This window comes from Arcobacter lacus, assembly GCF_003063295.1.
In the GTDB taxonomy this organism is placed as follows: domain Bacteria; phylum Campylobacterota; class Campylobacteria; order Campylobacterales; family Arcobacteraceae; genus Aliarcobacter; species Aliarcobacter lacus.
Genome location: NZ_MUXF01000010.1, coordinates 1 through 15,383 on the forward strand (window position 1 = coordinate 1; position 15,383 = coordinate 15,383).

A 15,383-nucleotide genomic window follows, 5' to 3' on the forward strand; every position below is an offset into this window, starting at 1 on the left:
CATCGCCGATAATACTGCAGGGTCCCCTTGTGGAAACGTAGGTCATCGCCAGCTCTTTAAGTTTTTTTCCATAAAGCTTACCTTTACATACACTTTTTTGTATCTAATGGTAAGCTTTTTTTTTAGCCCTCTTTATTCTTTTTATTTACACTATTTATCAAACCCTCTTCTTTCGATTATTTTATTAAAATTATTATATAATTTCTAAAATTTAATTTAATTACTAAAAGGAACCTTGATGCTTGTAAATTTGCCTACAAAAATGAGAATTTTTCTGAATATGCTTATCGGTCAATTGGGATTTATAATACTTAGTACAGTTGCTATTTTAAGTGAAAATCAGATAGCGTCAATCATTGTAGTAAATATTATTTTTGCAATTGCTTTGTTTTATTTTAGTTATAACTCTCAAAAAAGAGTAGTTGGTGGAATTGATAGAATTAAATCATATATTGATGATTTAATGGATTTTGTATTTTTTAGAACAAATCATATAAGAAGAGCTGAATATATAAAAAATGATGATATTGGTCAAATTTTAAAAGAATTAAATAAATATGTTGAAAAATTTGATGTTATGAGAAAAGATGATATGCATGTTTTAGGTGAAGTTGTAATTGCTCTTGATAAAGTTTCTCAAGGGATGTATACTTCACAAATACATGCAGATTCTAATAATTTTATGATTCATACATTAAAAAGAGTAGTAAATCAGATGTTAGCAACTACTAATAAAAATATGGAAGAATTAGTTAAAATAGTTGGAGAATATGCACAAGATGATTATCGTTCACAAATGGATATAGATCCTATTTTAAAAGGTAAAATGTTACTTACAATGCAAAGAATTAATCATTTAGGTAAAGAATTAAATGAAAATGCAAAAAGCAATTTACAAAATGGAAATCTTTTAGAACGTAATTCCACAACAATGAATAAAAGTGTTGAAAGTCTAGCAGCAAAGGCAAATGAGCAAGCAGCTTCTTTAGAACAAACAGCAGCTGCACTTGAAGAGATAACTTCTATAACAAAAAATAATACTCAAAATGCTTCAAAAATGGCAAATCTAAGTAATGATGTAAAAAATTCTGTTATTTTAGGTGAAAAATTAGCAAATCAGACAAATGTATCAATGGATGAAATAAATGCACAAGTAACAGCAATCAATGAAGCAATAAGTGTAATTGATCAAATAGCATTTCAAACAAATATTCTTTCACTTAATGCTGCTGTTGAAGCTGCAACTGCAGGTGAAGCAGGAAAAGGATTTGCAGTTGTTGCACAAGAGGTACGAAACCTAGCAAGTAGAAGTGCAGAAGCTGCAAAAGAGATAAAAGAACTTGTAGAAAATGCAACAAGTAAAGCAAATCAAGGTAAAAGAATTTCTGATGAAATGAGTAAAGGATACGATAATTTGAATAAACTTATTTCAGAAACTATAGATATTATTCAAGATGTAAGTGTTGCTTCAAATGAGCAATTACAAGGTATAGAACAAATTAATGATGCAATTTCCATGCTTGATAGAGTTACGCAAGAAAATGCACATGAAGCAAATAAAGTTGCGGATATTGCAAATGAAACATTACATATGGCTCAAGCATTAGTTCAAACTGCAAAAACTAAAAAAGTAAGTTAAGGAAATAATAATGGGAAAAGAAATATTACTAGATGATTATTCTTTTTTAGTTAGTGAAACTGACGAAAAAGGACATATAATATTTGCAAATGATGATTTTTGTAAAATTGCAGAATTTAGTGTAGATGAATTGATTGGTAAACCACATAATGTTGTAAGACATCCCGATATGCCAAAAGCAGCCTTTAAAAGTTTATGGGAAACAGTAAAAAGTGGAAATGTTTGGACAGGATATGTAAAAAATTCAACTAAATCAGGAAATTACTATTGGGTTTACGCAACAGTTTTTCCTACTACTATTGCTGACGGTAAAAATGGATTTTTATCTTGTAGAAGAAAAGCTTCAAGAGAAGAGATTGAACAACATATTAAGTTATATAAAGAGTTAGTTGAAAAAGAAAAGATGGCTAAATAGAAAGATTAAAAACTTTCTATTTTTTTTCTGCTCTTATTTGACTAATTGTCTTACCACCTATTGAGTAATTATCTGTACTTACTTCTTCTATAATTACAATTGCTGTTGAGGCTCCTCTTCCATTAAATGTTTGTGCAAATAGTTCTGTTATACCTTTTGATAATTTCTCTTTTTGTTCTTTTGTTGCTCCACCATCTTCTTCTGTCATTTTTATATTTATTACTGGCATTTTATCTCCTTTTTTTCTAACTCAGCTATAATATCACTAAAAGTGATTTTATGTCAAATATAAAATATTGATTGATGATATAAGGAAAAGTGATGGATTCTAATTTATTAAAAGTTTTTGTAGAAGTAGCAAAAGAAAAAAGTATTACTAAAGCAGCAATTAATTTAAACTTTGCTCAATCAAATATAACTTCAAGAATAAAACAACTTGAGAAATCTCTTGGTCTAATTTTATTTTATAGAGTTCCTAAAGGAGTTACTTTAACAAAAGAGGGTGAAAAACTTTATCCTTATGCATTAGAAATAGTAAAAAGAATTGAAATAGCTAATAGTGAAATGAAAAATATGAATCAACAAACACATTTGATTATTGGTTCAACAGAATCAAATGCTTCAGTTAGAATTATTCCTTTCTTATCCCAAATTCATAAAGATTTTCCAAATATTAGTTTAGAATTAATAACAGATACAACAAAAGAGATTACAAAAAAACTTTTAGAATATAAAGTAGATATTGCATTTGTAAGTGGTGAACCAAAAAATGAAGATTTTATGATTTTAAATAAAATTGATGAAATAATAACAGTTGTTGAATCAAAAGATAATTTATCTCCAAATGTTTTTTTATCTTTTAAAAATGGTTGTGCTTATAATGAATTTGGACAGAATTATTTAAAACAGTTTTTAGATGAGAATTATAAAGTTCTAGAATTTGGAAATTATGAAACAATATTGGGCTGTATTAAAATTGGTATGGGTAAGAGTATTTTACCACTTAGCATAATAAAAAAGTTAAATTATGAAAAAGATTTACATATAACAAAACTATCAAAAGATATTGCAAATCTTCCTACTTGTATGATTTGTAGAGTTGATAATCTTCCAAAAATAAAAAAGTATTTAGAAGATTATAAATTTTAATTTAATGTATTTTTAAATTTTGTTAATTCAGCTTTAATTGAAGGAACTCTCATAAAATGTTCACCAATTAAAAATGCATCAGCTCCAACTTTATGAAGTCTTTTTATAACTTCAGTATCGCTTACTCCTGATTCTGCAACTATAATTTTATCTTTTGGAATAAGAGGAATTAACTTATCACATAAAGCCATATCCATTTCGAAAGTACCAAGATTTCTATGATTAATTCCTATAATCGTTGCATTTGAATTTAGAGCTTTTGTTAAATCTTCATTATCATGAATTTCAACTAAAACTTCTAAATCTAAACTTCTTGCATATTCATATAACTCTTTTAACTCTTTTTCATTTAAAGCTTTTGCAATAAGTAAAATAAAATCTGCTCCATAAAGTAAAGCTTCAGCTATTTGATATTTATCCACAATAAAGTCTTTTCTTAAAAGAGGAGTTGAAACACTATTTTTAATAGTAGATAAATATTCTAAATTACCTTTAAAATAGTGAGGTTCTGTTAAAACTGAAATTGCATTTGCCCCATTTTGACTATATTCTAAAGCAATTTCTAGTGGGTTAAAATCTTCTTTTATAATTCCTTTACTTGGACTTGCTTTTTTTACTTCAGCAATAATTCTTATTGGCTCTTCTTTTGTACTTTTTAAAAATGTTTTTACATCTTTTGGTTTTGAGTTAATAGTTTTTAATTTTTTTTCTAATTCTTCAAAACTTAGTTTTTCTTTTCTTAAAATTAAATCTTCTTTTGTTTTTTCTATAATTTCATCTAAAATCATTTTTTGCACTCCTGTATTTTTTCCCAGTGAAGTTTTATTTCACTATCTTCTAATCCAACTTCATCAACGATTTGTTTCATCCAATAATAAGCTTCTTTACAATTTTTTGCTTTATATTCACCCCAAGCTAATGTATCAAGATAAGCAATATTTGTTGGCTCTTGTTCTAAGGCTTGTTTTACTAATTCAAGCCCTTTTTTAATATCTATATCATAATCTATTAAAATATAAGCATAATAATTTTGATAGATATGGTAGCTTGAAGATTTCATTACTAAATCAAATTTTGAAAGAACATCTTTTAAAACACTTTTTTTATCATTTGCTGTTTCAAATTCTATAATTGCTTGTTGTGCCAAGAAGTCAATATTACTACTATTTTTATATAGTTTTGTCAATAAATCATAGGCTTTTTGCATTTGGTTTGTTGATCTATAAAAATTTAATAAAAATTCATCTTCTTCTTTTTGTTCTTCCCAAAAAGATATTGCTATATTTTTATCTATGTATTTCCAAAATAGTGCTTTTGTTTTATTTAATAGTAATTCATTATCCGTTTTTTTGTAGTAAACAAACATCTCTTTTAGAAATTCAACTATTTTATTTTTTTCATTTAGATTTTCATAAAAAGCTAAAAGTTGAAGTGATAAGTTGAAATCATATTCACTTTTTGGAATATAATCTTTTACTCTTTTTATTGCATCTTCTTTTTCATTTAGTTGAAAAAATTCAATATTTGTTAAAGTAAGTATTATTCCACTTGAATCTTCAAATTTTAAAGCATTTTCGAAACTATCATGGGCATCTTTAAAATCTTTATTAGCCAAATAAATTGTTCCTAAAAGCTCATAATTCATTGCACTTTCATATTTTTTTGATAATTTCTTTGCATTTGAAATAGCTTCATCAATTTCATTTAATTTAAATAAAGAGTAAGAATATAATCTTAAAATTATTTCTTCTTCTTTTATATTTTCTATCATATATTTTGAAACTTTTTCTTTTACTAAATCATACTCATTCAATTGAGTTGTAATTGCTAAATATTTTACAAAATATTCATAGTTATTTGTATTTTCAAATAGTTTTAGATACATATCTCTTGCATTTACATACATTTTTTGTTCTTCTAATTCTAAAGCATACATAATATAGTAATTTTCAAAATCAAAATTTTTAGTTTGTACTTTTGCAAAATTTTTAGATTGCTCTTTGTTTTCTAAATTAGTATCTTTTATACTGCAACCAATAAATATAGTTGCTAAAAAAAAGCAAAAAATTATAATTTTTTTATAGCTGGGCACTCTTTGTATACCTCTTGTTCATTTTCTTTAAAATATTCCCAAAAAGGGAAAGTTCTACATTGTATCGGTCTTGCCTCATAAACTGAACACTGTTTTTTTTCTAAATTAAAAAAACAACATGCAAAGTTATTTGAAGCTAATTTTACCTCTTTTATACTATATTTATATCCAATTTTGTTTAAAAATCTATTTTTTAGAGTTTCGCTAGACAAATTTAGATGTAATGCCAATGTCTCTATTTCTTTTGAATTAATCCAAATATAGCCACTTTCACCGATACAACAGTTTCCATTACAACTATTACAACCACTTGGTGAAAATGCAAAATTATATCCATCTTTTTTTATTAAATCACTCAAAATTTACCTTTATACTATGTGTCGAAGATTTTTTGTAAATATTTTCAACATTTTTTGTAAATAAATTATCTTTTTCAAAAACAATCAAAGGATTAAATATTTTTGTTAAAGACTTTGAATCTTTTTTCGCATAAATTAAAACTAAAGTTGCATCTTTTGATACTTTTGGATGTACAAACTGTAAAGCTTCAAGATTAAATTTATATTCACTTAGTAGAAGTAAAATTTCATTCAATTGTTTACAGTCATAACAGAAAAAAAACTTTCCATCATTTTTTAAAATTTTAGAAGTTTTTTCAATAAGTATTTTTAAAGGTAAAGAGTCATTATATCTTGCTATTTTTAAAGATTCATTTTCACTTTTTATTACATCACTATGATAAAAAGGTGGATTTGATATACAAATATCAAATTTTTTATCAAAATCAAAATCTTTATAAGAACCTTTATACAAAGTTGCATTTATTTTATTTGTTTGTGCATTTTTTGATGAAAAAAATTGAAATGCAGTTTGAATTTCACATTGATTTAAATTTACTTTTTCATACTCTTTTGCAACTAATAGTCCTAAAATTCCGCTACCACTTCCAATATCTAAAACTTCACCCTTAACATTTTTATACTTTTTTAAATTTTCACAAATAAAATTGAACAAAAAATGTGTATCACTATTATAACAATATCCATTTACAGGTTGATATAAAACCAAAAAAATTCCTTAATTTAATTGACGCAATTATATCTAAGTTATTCAAATAAAACTTTTAATCTAAGTTAAATTTTTAATATAAATTTTTCTAATAAGTAATAATTTAAATTACCTTAAAAAGCCTTTTAAATTTCGAAAAATATGAAAAAAAAGTTCAAAATTTAACCCATTTTTTGATTGTTTATTGTATTATTCGCATTATTATTAAAAAAAATATTTAAGGATATATTATGTCTAATATAGAAGCTCCCGCTAATACTCCTGTTTGGGTTGATGAAAATAGATGTAAAGCATGTGATAAATGTGTTTCTGTTTGCCCAGCTGGAGTTTTAGCTATGAGACAAGAAGTTCACTCTACTTTAGGTTCAATGATAACTGTTGTTCATCCTGAATCTTGCATTGGGTGTAGTGACTGTGAATTAGCTTGTCCAGATTTTGCTATTTTTGTTGCCGATAGAAAAGAATTTAAATTTGCTAAGTTATCAGAAGAGGCAAAAACAAGAAGAGAAAAAATAATTGAAAATAAATATAGAATATTAGATGAAGATAAATAAGGAAAATTATGGCAAGAGAATTAATTACAACAGGAAATGAACTCGCAGCTAAAGCTGCAATTGATTCAAAATGTGAGTTTTTTGGAGGTTATCCAATTACTCCATCTAGTGAAATAATGCACGTTCTATCTTCAGCGCTTCCAGCTCGTGGAGGAGTTTCAATCCAAATGGAAGATGAAATTTCTGGAATTTGTACAGCTTTAGGTGCAGCAATGTCAGGAAAAAGAGCATTAACTGCATCAAGTGGACCTGGAATTTCACTAAAAGCTGAAAATTTAGGAGTAGGGTATATCTCTGAAGTTCCTTTAGTTGTTATAAATGTTATGAGAGGAGGTCCTTCAACTGGACTTCCTACAAGAGTTTCTCAAGGAGATATTTTACAAGCAAGAAATCCAACTCATGGTGATGTTAAATCTATAACTTTAGTTCCTGGAAATTTAAGTGAATGCTATACTGAGGTAGTAAGAGCATTTAACTTAGCAGATAGATTTATGCAACCAGTTTTTGTTTTATTGGATGAAACAATAGGACATATGAGTGGAAAAGCTGTTATTCCTGATTTGGAAGAAGTTGAAAATAATAGAGTTTATAGAAAAAGATTTGATGGTGATAAAAAAGATTATAAACCTTATGGAGTTGGAGAAGATGAACCAGCAGTATTAAATCCTATGTTTGAAGGTTATAGATATCATTTTACTGGACTTCATCATGGACCAACTGGACATCCGACAGAAGATGCACTTGTTTGTGATGCTTTAATGAAAAGGTTATTTAAAAAAGTTGATGCACACTTAGATGAATTAGAATTAAATGAAGAATACATGTTAGATGATGCAGATATTATGATTATTGCATATGGTTCAGTTTCACTTGGTGTTACTGAAGCAATTAATAGATTAAGAAAAGAAGGTATTAAAGTTGGAATGTTTAGACCAAAAACAATTTGGCCAAGTCCAGCTAAAAGAATAAAAGAGTTAATGAATAAATTTAAAAAAGTTTTAGTTGCAGAGTTAAATATGGGGCAATTTGCTTTAGAAGTTCAAAGAGTATCTCTAAGAGATGATTTTGATACTTTATTTAAAGCAAATGGAAGACCACTATCTCCACTAGAAATTATTGAAAAAGTGAAAGGAATGTAAGATGGCTTTTAACTATGATGAATATTTAAGAACTGATAAAATGCCAACTTTATGGTGTTGGGGTTGTGGTGATGGAGTTATTTTAAAAGCTGTAATTAGAGCTATTGAAAAAATGGGTTGGAATATGGATGATGTTTGTGTTGTTTCTGGAATTGGATGTTCTGGAAGATTTTCTTCATACATAAATTGTAATACTGTTCATACAACTCATGGAAGAACATTAGCTTATGCAACAGGAATAAAATTAGCAAACCCTGATAAAAAAGTAATTGTTGTTGGTGGAGATGGAGATGGACTTGCTATTGGAGGAAACCATACAATTCATGCAAGTAGAAGAAATATTGATTTGACATATATAGTTATAAATAATTTTATTTATGGATTAACAAATTCTCAAACAAGCCCAACAACTCCACAAGGAATGTGGACAGTTACTATGAGTAGAGGAAATATAGATCCTACATTTGATGCTTGTAAACTTGTTGAAGCAGCAGGTGCTTCATTTGTTGCAAGAGAAACTATGATTGATCCAAAAAAATTAGAAAAATCATTAGTAAAAGCTTTTGAACATAAAGGTTTTTCTTTTGTTGAAGTATTCTCAAATTGTCACATCAATTTAGGAAGAAAAAATAAAATGGCTACAGCTATGGCTAATTTAGAGTGGATTGATGAAATCTCTATTTCAAAAACTAAATTTGATATGCTTGATGAAAGTGAAAAAATTGGTAAATTCCCAACAGGAGTTTTAAAACAAGATACAGAAGCTATGGAATATTGTGAAGCTTATGAAAAAGTAAAAGAAGCACATAAAAACAAAACTATGGTTGAGTTATAAGGAGTATATTATGTCAGCAAATAATAGAACATTGATGAGATTTACAGGTGTTGGTGGGCAAGGAGTACTTCTTGCGGGAGCAATTTTTGCTGCTGCAAAAATCAATAATGGTGGTTATGGGTTAAAAACAGCAACTTATACATCTCAAGTAAGAGGTGGACCAACAGTTGTTGATATTACTTTACAAGATGATGAAATTTTGTATCCTTATGCAAATGATGGTGAAATTGATTTTATGTTATCTGTTGCTCAAATTTCTTATGATCAATTTAAAAAAGGTGTAAAAGATGGAGCAACAATTGTAATTGAACCAAATTTAGTAAAACCTACGCAAGAAGATAAAAAAAGATGGAATATTGTTGAAATTCCAATTATTACTATTGCAAAAGATGAAGTTGGAAATGTAATTACTCAATCAGTTTTAGCTTTATCAATAGCAAACTATTTTACAGGTGAAACAATTCCAAATGAAGTTTTAAGACAAACAATGCTTTCAAAAGTTCCAGAAAAATTGCATGAAACAAATAACAAAGCTTTTGATTTGGGTTTAAAATACGCTAAAGAAGCTGACGAAGCAAAGAAAAAATCTGCATAAAATTTTAAAAGATAGATAAGATTCTATCTTTTAATTTCATTTTTTATAATATTATCACTTTTAGAAAAATTTATTAAATCTTCCACTGTTTTTATTTTATTTGTATCTATATTTTTTAAACATTTTTCAAAAACTATTTGTGTTGTTAAAGCATCATAATATGCTCTATGATGGTTTTCTATATCGATATTTAAAAGTTCTTTTAGAGAACTCAAGCCATATTTTTCTGATTTAATTGTTCTTTTTGCCAAATCAATAGTACAAAGTTTTCTATTTAAAAGTTTTCCTAAACTATATTTTTCAAAAGAGTCTGAAATAAAGTTGTAATCAAACTTTATATCATGTGCTATAAAAACATCATCACCTAAAAACTCTTTGAAATCTTTTAAAACTTTTTCTATTCTAGGAGCAGTTTCTAACATAGAAGGAGTTATTTTTGTAACTTCTTGAATATATGGAGGAATCTCTTTTGCAAAAACTAAAGAGTTAAAGCTATCTAAAACTTCACCATTTTTGTATTTTACAGCTCCTAATTCTATAATTTGGAAACCTTTTTTTGGAGTACCACCATTTGTTTCTATATCAACAAAACAAAAAGTTTGTTCAGAAATTAAAGTTTGTGTAGTTTTTAAAAATACAAAATCATCTTTTATATCAAGAGGTAAACCATTTATTAGTAAAAGTTCAAACTCCAAATTACTATTATCATAGAATCTATCAGCTGAGATTTCAAGAAGATTTAAAAATTCATCATAAGCTATTGGCTCTTTTAATAATCTTTTTAAAATATCTAAAAAAGTAGTTTTTGGTTTTAGTATATATTTTTTTTTAAGAGATTTCATTTGCTTCTTTTACAAAATCAATCATTTTTTGTTTATCTTTTTTCCCTTTTTCAATCTCTACTGCACTACTTACATCTACGCCATAAAAACCAAAACCATTAAGTTCTTTTAAATTTTGAGCATCTAATCCACCAGCAAGAATAAATTTAGAACAATCTAAGTCTTTGAAAAATTCTAAAGCAACTCTTTTTCCTGCTCCTCCAAAAGCATCAACAAAAGCATCAATTAAATAGTATTGATTTTCTAAATTTTGTAAATCTTTTTTCTCTTTTACTCTTAAAACTTTTATATATTTTACTGTTAGTTTTGAATAATCTAAAGTATTTTCATCATCTATTATTTGAGCCAACTGCATTTTAGAGTTTTTACAAGTTTCATTTATAAATTCAAGGCTTTCATTTACAAAAAGACCAACTGTTTGCACAAATGGAGCAATTTCTTCTACTATTTCTTTTGCTTTTAAAGGTTCTATATATCTTGGAGATTTTTTATAAAATACAAATCCTAATGCATCTGCACCAGCATTTATTGCATTTATTGCATCACTTAGATTTGTAATTCCACAAATTTTTATTCTCATATTTTTAAGCTCTTTATAGCTTTTTCATAATCATCGCTTCCAAATACATAACTTCCTGCAACAACTATATCAACACCAGCATTTTTTAGTATTTCTATATTTTTATCATTTACTCCACCATCAACTTCTATCAAACAGTTAGGGTTTCTTTTATTTATAAGCTCTTTTAATTCTTTAGCTTTTTCAACTACGCTTGGGATAAATTTTTGTCCACCAAATCCTGGATTAACTGACATTAATAAAACCATATCTAAATCTTCAAGTAAATATTCAATCTCTTGCGGTCTTGAGTGTGGATTTAAAACTATTGCAGGTTTTATTCCATAACTTCTAATCTTTTGAATAAGTCTATGAGGATGTTTTTCACTTTCAATATGAAAAGATATATAAAGAGGTTTACATGGAGCAAATAAATCTACAAAAAATGTATTGTTTTCAACCATTAAGTGAATATCAAGAGGTTTAGAGGCTACTTTTGCAACTGGTTCAACAACAACTGGACCAATAGTCATATTTGGAACAAAATGTCCATCCATTACATCAACATGAACTAAATCACAACCAGCATCACAAATAGCTTTTATTTCATTTGCTAAATTTCCAAAATCAGCTGACAATATCGAAGGTGCAACAAGCATTTTTATAAACCTTTTTTTCTAAAAATTGGCAGATTATACCATTTAAACTCTTTTATAAAGTATAATGATGTAAAATTCAGTAAAAAATTATTATTGGTAAAATATCTATGAAAAAACTCCTGTTTTTAGCTCTTTGTTCTTTTGGTTTTGCAGTTGAAGTGGATAATATTTATGAAGAAGCACAAGCTTTAGAAAATCAAGGAAAATATAAAGAAGCTATGATTTTATATAAAAAGATAGCTAATTTAAAAGTTTCAAAAGAAGATAAATACGTAAATGATTTAAATGAAAAACAAAACTTAGAATTTGAAAGTTTTACAACTTTAAAAAGAGATTTTTACCAAAAAGAGATTGATAAAACAGAAGATAAAAATACAAATAAAAATATTGAGCAACTTGTTACAAAAGAGTTTGATATTCACCCATATAAAAAGAATTATTTACTGCCAGCAACTTATACTTTTAATAACATAGAAGATAGAGAAAATATAGAAACAACTTTTCAAGTAAGCTTTGAAAAACCAATTTATCATAATTTGTTTGGTTTTGATGAGACAATAAGTGCAGCTTATACTCAAAAATCTTTTTGGCAAGTAGCAAAAAGTTCTGCTCCTTTTAGAGAAACAAACTATGAACCAGAACTTTTTGTTCAAATTCCTTATGATAAAGAGAGTTCTTTAAAAGCTTATAAAATATCTGCTATGCACTCTTCAAATGGAAAAGATGGTGAAGAATCTCGTTCTTTAAATAGATTATATTTAGAAGGATATTTCCAATTTTCAGATATTTTTGTAATTCCTAGAGTTTGGTATAGAATTCCTGAAAGTAAAGATAAAGACGATAATCCAGATTTTGAAGATTATTATGGATATGGTGATTTAACTTTACTTTATGCATATAAACAACACACTTTTGAACTGCTTTTAAGAGATAATCTAAAATTCAATGAAAATAATAAAGGTGCAGTTGAATTTACTTGGACTTTTCCTCTTCCAGAGTTTTTACATGCTAAAAATGTTTATGGGATGTTTCAATATTTTTATGGATATGGAAATAGTTTAATTGATTATGATAGAGAAATAAATAATGTAGGATTGGGAATAGCTTTATCAAGATAAGCTATCTTATTATTTCATATTCTGAATATAATAATAAATAGCTTCTATTTCTTCTTCAACCAAAAAATATGTTGGCATAACATTTGCATAATATATTAATTTATCACAAACTTGTTCTTTAGGGAATTTTAAATTTTCATTCTTTTTTGAGTTTACTTTTTTTGAAAAAGTTTCATAATCAACATACTTTATATCTGGAGCAATTAAAGTACAATTAAACATCTGTTTATCATGTTCTTGTTTGAAATCTACAATTCTTCTTCCTCTTGCATCATCTCCATGACATTTACTACAACCAATTCCTCTTGGATTATTAAAAAGCATTTTTCCATATTCATATTTTGTAATAAATGAGTTATTTATGTCTAGTAATTCATCTTCACTAAAAGCATTTGAAAAAAGAAAAATAGATAAAAAAATTAAAATTCTCATTTTTTATAAACCTAATTCATTTTTATTTTTTAAAAACCAGTAAAGGCTAAAGATAAGTCCTGGAGTTTTTGCTTTTGATTCATCAAAAATAAACTCATCTATTGAATTTATAGGAAGAAAATATAACTCTATTTGTTCATCATTTACTCCACCACCATCATGAATTTTCATACTTTCATCTATTTTTGCAAAATAAAGGTGTTGTTTTGCTCCACTAATTCCAACATTTGTAAAAAAAGAGGTAACTTTTTGTATATCTTTTTTATTTACTTCATATCCGCACTCTTCATCTATTTCTTCTATAGCTATTTCTTCAAGAGATTTTTCTTTATCAACCAAACCAGCACATAACTCATAAGTAAAAGTTTGAGATTTATCATTTAAATAAACAGGAACACGAAACTGTTTTACAAGTAAGATAGCATTTTTTTGCGTATGATATAAAAGTATAGATACACTATCATGGCTTCTAACTGCTTCCCAAGTCTTTTTTTTGCCATTTAGATTAAATGTAACTTTTAAAGGTTTTATAAATTTTGTATCTTCTAATGTACTAATTTCTAAATTTTCTATTATATTTGTCATTAACTCTTCTTCTATCTAAAGTTATCAAAAACTAAAGGTGCTTTAAAATCTAAGCTTTTTAAGTGTTTCATTACAGCTTGTAAATCATCTATGTTTTTTCCAGTAACTCTTATTTCATCACCTTGATTCACCGCTGTTACTTTTAGTTTTAAGCTTTTAATTTCTGTTTGAATTTTTTTTGCTTCATCTTTTTCTATACTATCAACTATTTTATAACTATATTTTCTATTCGCTCCACTTGAATCTTCTTTTCTTATCTCTTCAAGAGAGTTTATAGAAATTCCTCTTTTATTCATTTTTGAAATTAAGATATCTAACATTGCATCTACTTTATTATCACTAGTTGAGATTAAAACTAAAGTTTTAGCTCCAATATTTAAGTCAATATCTTTTGTAATTCCCTTGAAATCATATCTATTATCTATCTCTTTTTGAGCTTGAATTACTGCATTTTTCATCTCTTGCATATCTAGTTTTGCTGAAATATCAAATTGGTGTTCTTTTACTGCCACGAATAATCCTTTATTTTTGTATAGATTTTAACATCATTTTGGTAAAAATTTAAAAATAAGGACTTTTGTATTTATAAACAAAGCCTAATTTTTCTATTTTTGAACCATCTATAATTCTATTTAAAAAAGTTTGATTTGAATTAAAAATTGGCATTTTAAATCCATGTTTTTTAGCATTAAAACTATAAATCTCTTTTTTTGTTGGATGTTCATTTGAACAAAGATTGAAAATACCAGATATATTGTTTTCTAAAACAAATTTTGTGGCTTTTATTACATCTTCTCTATGTACAAAATTAATAGGAGTTAATGGAAATTCAACCTCTTTATTTGCACTTCTTTTTCCAAAATATCTATTATCACCAACAAGACCTGAAACTCTAAAAATAATATCACTTTTTTCTTTTATTAAATTTTCTGCTTCAAAAACTATTTGAGAACTTGGATTATTGATTTCACTAATTTCAGTAAAAACTCCATTTATATTTGGATAAATTGAAGTTGAACTAATAAATATGATTTTTTTTATATTTGATATATTTTTAGAAGAGTAAATTTTTTCTAAAAATGATAAATAATTTTCAAACTTTGAAGGTGGGAAATTTATAAACAAAAAATCTGTATTTAGAAGTTCTTCTATATAATCAAAATTTTGTTCATTTAAAATATATGAAGAAAAACCTTCATCTTCATATATTTTTAGTTTTTCTTCACTTCTTGATGAAACTACTATTTTATACTCATTTTTTAAGCTTTTTGCTAATTCAAAGCCTAACCAACCTGCACCTAAAATAGTAAGTTTCATTTAATCTTTTAAAATACCATAAACTAAAATTAACCAAGCAATAATTAAAAGTGTTCCACCAATTGGTGTAATTGCTCCTAAAATTGGCATGTTTAAAATAGTTAATAAGTATAAAGAAAAAGAAAAAATACTCATTCCAATTAAAATTAAAATCATCGATATAAATATTTTTTTCTTTGAAGTTAATATATAAATAAATGTTGCTGCAAAAAGTCCTAAAGTGTTATAAAAATGGTATTGAACACCTGTATTATAAACTTTTAACATTTGCTCATCTAAAACTGATTTTAATCCATGAGCTCCAAAAGCACCTAAAGCTATAGCTAAAGCCATCATAAAAGCACAAATTGCTAAAAATAGTTTTGCTTGTTTATTTATTGTCATT

At 26.3% G+C, this 15,383-nt stretch carries 20 protein-coding genes and 1 pseudogene; 8 read left to right on the top strand and 13 right to left on the bottom strand.

Going from position 1 to position 15,383, the window contains the following annotated elements; translation table 11 throughout:
- Positions 1-889: 889 nt before the first annotated feature.
- Both B0175_RS11390 and B0175_RS05540 read left to right on the top strand, forming a co-directional pair.
- Positions 890-1,639, top strand: a pseudogene (locus B0175_RS11390) (methyl-accepting chemotaxis protein); the annotation flags it as partial.
- 10 nt (positions 1,640-1,649) lie between these two features.
- Positions 1,650-2,054 (top strand): PAS domain-containing protein, encoded by a 405-nt coding sequence (locus tag B0175_RS05540; RefSeq protein ID WP_108527655.1) that lies wholly within the window; start codon positions 1,650-1,652, stop codon positions 2,052-2,054.
- Between the two features lie 16 nt (positions 2,055-2,070).
- Here B0175_RS05540 and B0175_RS05545 read toward each other — a convergent pair whose 3' ends face one another.
- A complete protein-coding gene (locus B0175_RS05545; RefSeq protein WP_108527656.1) occupies positions 2,071-2,283 on the bottom strand; it encodes a tautomerase family protein in 213 nt (70 codons plus the stop codon).
- A gap of 92 nt (positions 2,284-2,375) precedes the next feature.
- Here B0175_RS05545 and B0175_RS05550 point away from each other — a divergent pair, with 92 nt between their 5' ends.
- Positions 2,376-3,203, top strand: coding sequence for a LysR family transcriptional regulator (locus tag B0175_RS05550; RefSeq protein ID WP_108527657.1), 828 nt, complete (start codon positions 2,376-2,378; stop codon positions 3,201-3,203).
- Here the strand turns inward: B0175_RS05550 and trpC are convergent.
- The 4 genes from trpC to B0175_RS05570 are packed head-to-tail and all read right to left on the bottom strand — an operon-like array spanning position 3,200 to position 6,363.
- A complete protein-coding gene (gene trpC / locus B0175_RS05555) occupies positions 3,200-3,991 on the bottom strand; it encodes an indole-3-glycerol phosphate synthase TrpC (RefSeq protein WP_108527658.1) in 792 nt (263 codons plus the stop codon). The two genes, B0175_RS05550 and trpC, sit on opposite strands and share 4 nt — an antisense overlap.
- Positions 3,988-5,295, bottom strand: coding sequence for a tetratricopeptide repeat protein (locus B0175_RS05560; RefSeq protein ID WP_108527659.1), 1,308 nt, complete (start codon positions 5,293-5,295; stop codon positions 3,988-3,990). Before B0175_RS05560 ends, trpC begins: the two co-directional genes overlap by 4 nt.
- Positions 5,271-5,654 (bottom strand): YkgJ family cysteine cluster protein, encoded by a 384-nt coding sequence (locus B0175_RS05565; RefSeq protein WP_108527660.1) that lies wholly within the window; start codon positions 5,652-5,654, stop codon positions 5,271-5,273. The genes B0175_RS05560 and B0175_RS05565 overlap by 25 nt, the downstream gene beginning before the upstream one ends.
- The gene (locus B0175_RS05570; protein WP_108527661.1) at positions 5,647-6,363 is read right to left on the bottom strand and encodes a tRNA1(Val) (adenine(37)-N6)-methyltransferase; all 717 of its coding nucleotides are present in this window, start codon (positions 6,361-6,363) and stop codon (positions 5,647-5,649) included. Before B0175_RS05570 ends, B0175_RS05565 begins: the two co-directional genes overlap by 8 nt.
- A gap of 230 nt (positions 6,364-6,593) precedes the next feature.
- On the opposite strand from B0175_RS05570, the gene B0175_RS05575 reads away from it, so the two are divergent.
- Genes B0175_RS05575 through B0175_RS05590 form a run of 4 tightly spaced genes read left to right on the top strand, consistent with a single transcriptional unit; the run spans position 6,594 to position 9,486 of the window.
- Positions 6,594-6,917, top strand: a complete 324-nt coding sequence (locus B0175_RS05575) for a 4Fe-4S dicluster domain-containing protein (RefSeq protein WP_108527662.1) — start codon at positions 6,594-6,596, stop codon at positions 6,915-6,917.
- A gap of 8 nt (positions 6,918-6,925) precedes the next feature.
- On the top strand, positions 6,926-8,056 hold the full coding sequence (locus B0175_RS05580; protein ID WP_108527663.1) for a 2-oxoglutarate synthase subunit alpha: 1,131 nt from the start codon (positions 6,926-6,928) through the stop codon (positions 8,054-8,056).
- 1 nt (position 8,057) lies between these two features.
- Positions 8,058-8,891, top strand: a complete 834-nt coding sequence (locus B0175_RS05585) for a 2-oxoglutarate ferredoxin oxidoreductase subunit beta (RefSeq protein ID WP_108527664.1) — start codon at positions 8,058-8,060, stop codon at positions 8,889-8,891.
- Positions 8,892-8,901: 10 nt separating this feature from the next.
- Positions 8,902-9,486: a 2-oxoacid:acceptor oxidoreductase family protein gene (locus tag B0175_RS05590; RefSeq protein ID WP_108527665.1), complete on the top strand. Its 585-nt coding sequence runs from the start codon at positions 8,902-8,904 to the stop codon at positions 9,484-9,486.
- Between the two features lie 23 nt (positions 9,487-9,509).
- Here B0175_RS05590 and B0175_RS05595 read toward each other — a convergent pair whose 3' ends face one another.
- The 3 genes from B0175_RS05595 to rpe are packed head-to-tail and all read right to left on the bottom strand — an operon-like array spanning position 9,510 to position 11,546.
- Positions 9,510-10,328, bottom strand: coding sequence for a 3'-5' exonuclease (locus B0175_RS05595; RefSeq protein WP_108527666.1), 819 nt, complete (start codon positions 10,326-10,328; stop codon positions 9,510-9,512).
- The gene (locus B0175_RS05600) at positions 10,315-10,908 is read right to left on the bottom strand and encodes a phosphoribosylanthranilate isomerase (protein ID WP_012012589.1); all 594 of its coding nucleotides are present in this window, start codon (positions 10,906-10,908) and stop codon (positions 10,315-10,317) included. The genes B0175_RS05595 and B0175_RS05600 overlap by 14 nt, the downstream gene beginning before the upstream one ends.
- Entirely contained in the window at positions 10,905-11,546 is a 642-nt protein-coding gene (rpe, locus tag B0175_RS05605) for a ribulose-phosphate 3-epimerase (RefSeq protein ID WP_004509016.1), read from the bottom strand. Before rpe ends, B0175_RS05600 begins: the two co-directional genes overlap by 4 nt.
- A gap of 107 nt (positions 11,547-11,653) precedes the next feature.
- Between rpe and B0175_RS05610 the strand changes: the two genes are divergently transcribed.
- Positions 11,654-12,664, top strand: a complete 1,011-nt coding sequence (locus B0175_RS05610) for a phospholipase A (RefSeq protein WP_108527667.1) — start codon at positions 11,654-11,656, stop codon at positions 12,662-12,664.
- A gap of 9 nt (positions 12,665-12,673) precedes the next feature.
- Here the strand turns inward: B0175_RS05610 and B0175_RS05615 are convergent, their stop codons facing one another.
- The 5 genes from B0175_RS05615 to B0175_RS05635 are packed head-to-tail and all read right to left on the bottom strand — an operon-like array spanning position 12,674 to position 15,382.
- Positions 12,674-13,096: a c-type cytochrome gene (locus B0175_RS05615; protein ID WP_014468488.1), complete on the bottom strand. Its 423-nt coding sequence runs from the start codon at positions 13,094-13,096 to the stop codon at positions 12,674-12,676.
- A 3-nt stretch (positions 13,097-13,099) separates the two neighbouring features.
- Positions 13,100-13,681 carry an NUDIX domain-containing protein gene (locus B0175_RS05620; RefSeq protein WP_108527668.1) on the bottom strand — a complete coding sequence of 194 codons (582 nt, stop codon included), beginning with the start codon at positions 13,679-13,681 and terminating at the stop codon, positions 13,100-13,102.
- Positions 13,682-13,692: 11 nt separating this feature from the next.
- Positions 13,693-14,193, bottom strand: coding sequence for a YajQ family cyclic di-GMP-binding protein (locus B0175_RS05625; protein WP_004509020.1), 501 nt, complete (start codon positions 14,191-14,193; stop codon positions 13,693-13,695).
- Positions 14,194-14,242: 49 nt separating this feature from the next.
- Entirely contained in the window at positions 14,243-14,998 is a 756-nt protein-coding gene (locus B0175_RS05630) for a Rossmann-fold NAD(P)-binding domain-containing protein (RefSeq protein ID WP_108527669.1), read from the bottom strand.
- A complete protein-coding gene (locus B0175_RS05635; protein ID WP_108527670.1) occupies positions 14,999-15,382 on the bottom strand; it encodes a DUF423 domain-containing protein in 384 nt (127 codons plus the stop codon). It abuts the gene before it with no gap.
- Between the last annotated feature and the right edge of the window lies 1 nt (position 15,383).

What these genes read in the sequence shown, in the direction of transcription:
- B0175_RS05620 (WP_108527668.1), bottom strand. Translation starts at nt 13,681, where the DNA reads ATGACAAATATAATAGAAAATTTAGAAATTAGTACATTAGAAGATACA.
- rpe (WP_004509016.1), bottom strand. Translation starts at nt 11,546, where the DNA reads ATGCTTGTTGCACCTTCGATATTGTCAGCTGATTTTGGAAATTTAGCA.
- B0175_RS05580 (WP_108527663.1), top strand. Translation starts at nt 6,926, where the DNA reads ATGGCAAGAGAATTAATTACAACAGGAAATGAACTCGCAGCTAAAGCT.
- B0175_RS05630 (WP_108527669.1), bottom strand. Translation starts at nt 14,998, where the DNA reads ATGAAACTTACTATTTTAGGTGCAGGTTGGTTAGGCTTTGAATTAGCA.
- B0175_RS05540 (WP_108527655.1), top strand. Translation starts at nt 1,650, where the DNA reads ATGGGAAAAGAAATATTACTAGATGATTATTCTTTTTTAGTTAGTGAA.
- B0175_RS05610 (WP_108527667.1), top strand. Translation starts at nt 11,654, where the DNA reads ATGAAAAAACTCCTGTTTTTAGCTCTTTGTTCTTTTGGTTTTGCAGTT.
- B0175_RS05615 (WP_014468488.1), bottom strand. Translation starts at nt 13,096, where the DNA reads ATGAGAATTTTAATTTTTTTATCTATTTTTCTTTTTTCAAATGCTTTT.
- B0175_RS05590 (WP_108527665.1), top strand. Translation starts at nt 8,902, where the DNA reads ATGTCAGCAAATAATAGAACATTGATGAGATTTACAGGTGTTGGTGGG.
- B0175_RS05550 (WP_108527657.1), top strand. Translation starts at nt 2,376, where the DNA reads ATGGATTCTAATTTATTAAAAGTTTTTGTAGAAGTAGCAAAAGAAAAA.
- B0175_RS05545 (WP_108527656.1), bottom strand. Translation starts at nt 2,283, where the DNA reads ATGCCAGTAATAAATATAAAAATGACAGAAGAAGATGGTGGAGCAACA.
- B0175_RS05635 (WP_108527670.1), bottom strand. Translation starts at nt 15,382, where the DNA reads ATGACAATAAATAAACAAGCAAAACTATTTTTAGCAATTTGTGCTTTT.
- trpC (WP_108527658.1), bottom strand. Translation starts at nt 3,991, where the DNA reads ATGATTTTAGATGAAATTATAGAAAAAACAAAAGAAGATTTAATTTTA.
- B0175_RS05585 (WP_108527664.1), top strand. Translation starts at nt 8,058, where the DNA reads ATGGCTTTTAACTATGATGAATATTTAAGAACTGATAAAATGCCAACT.
- B0175_RS05600 (WP_012012589.1), bottom strand. Translation starts at nt 10,908, where the DNA reads ATGAGAATAAAAATTTGTGGAATTACAAATCTAAGTGATGCAATAAAT.
- B0175_RS05595 (WP_108527666.1), bottom strand. Translation starts at nt 10,328, where the DNA reads ATGAAATCTCTTAAAAAAAAATATATACTAAAACCAAAAACTACTTTT.
- B0175_RS05575 (WP_108527662.1), top strand. Translation starts at nt 6,594, where the DNA reads ATGTCTAATATAGAAGCTCCCGCTAATACTCCTGTTTGGGTTGATGAA.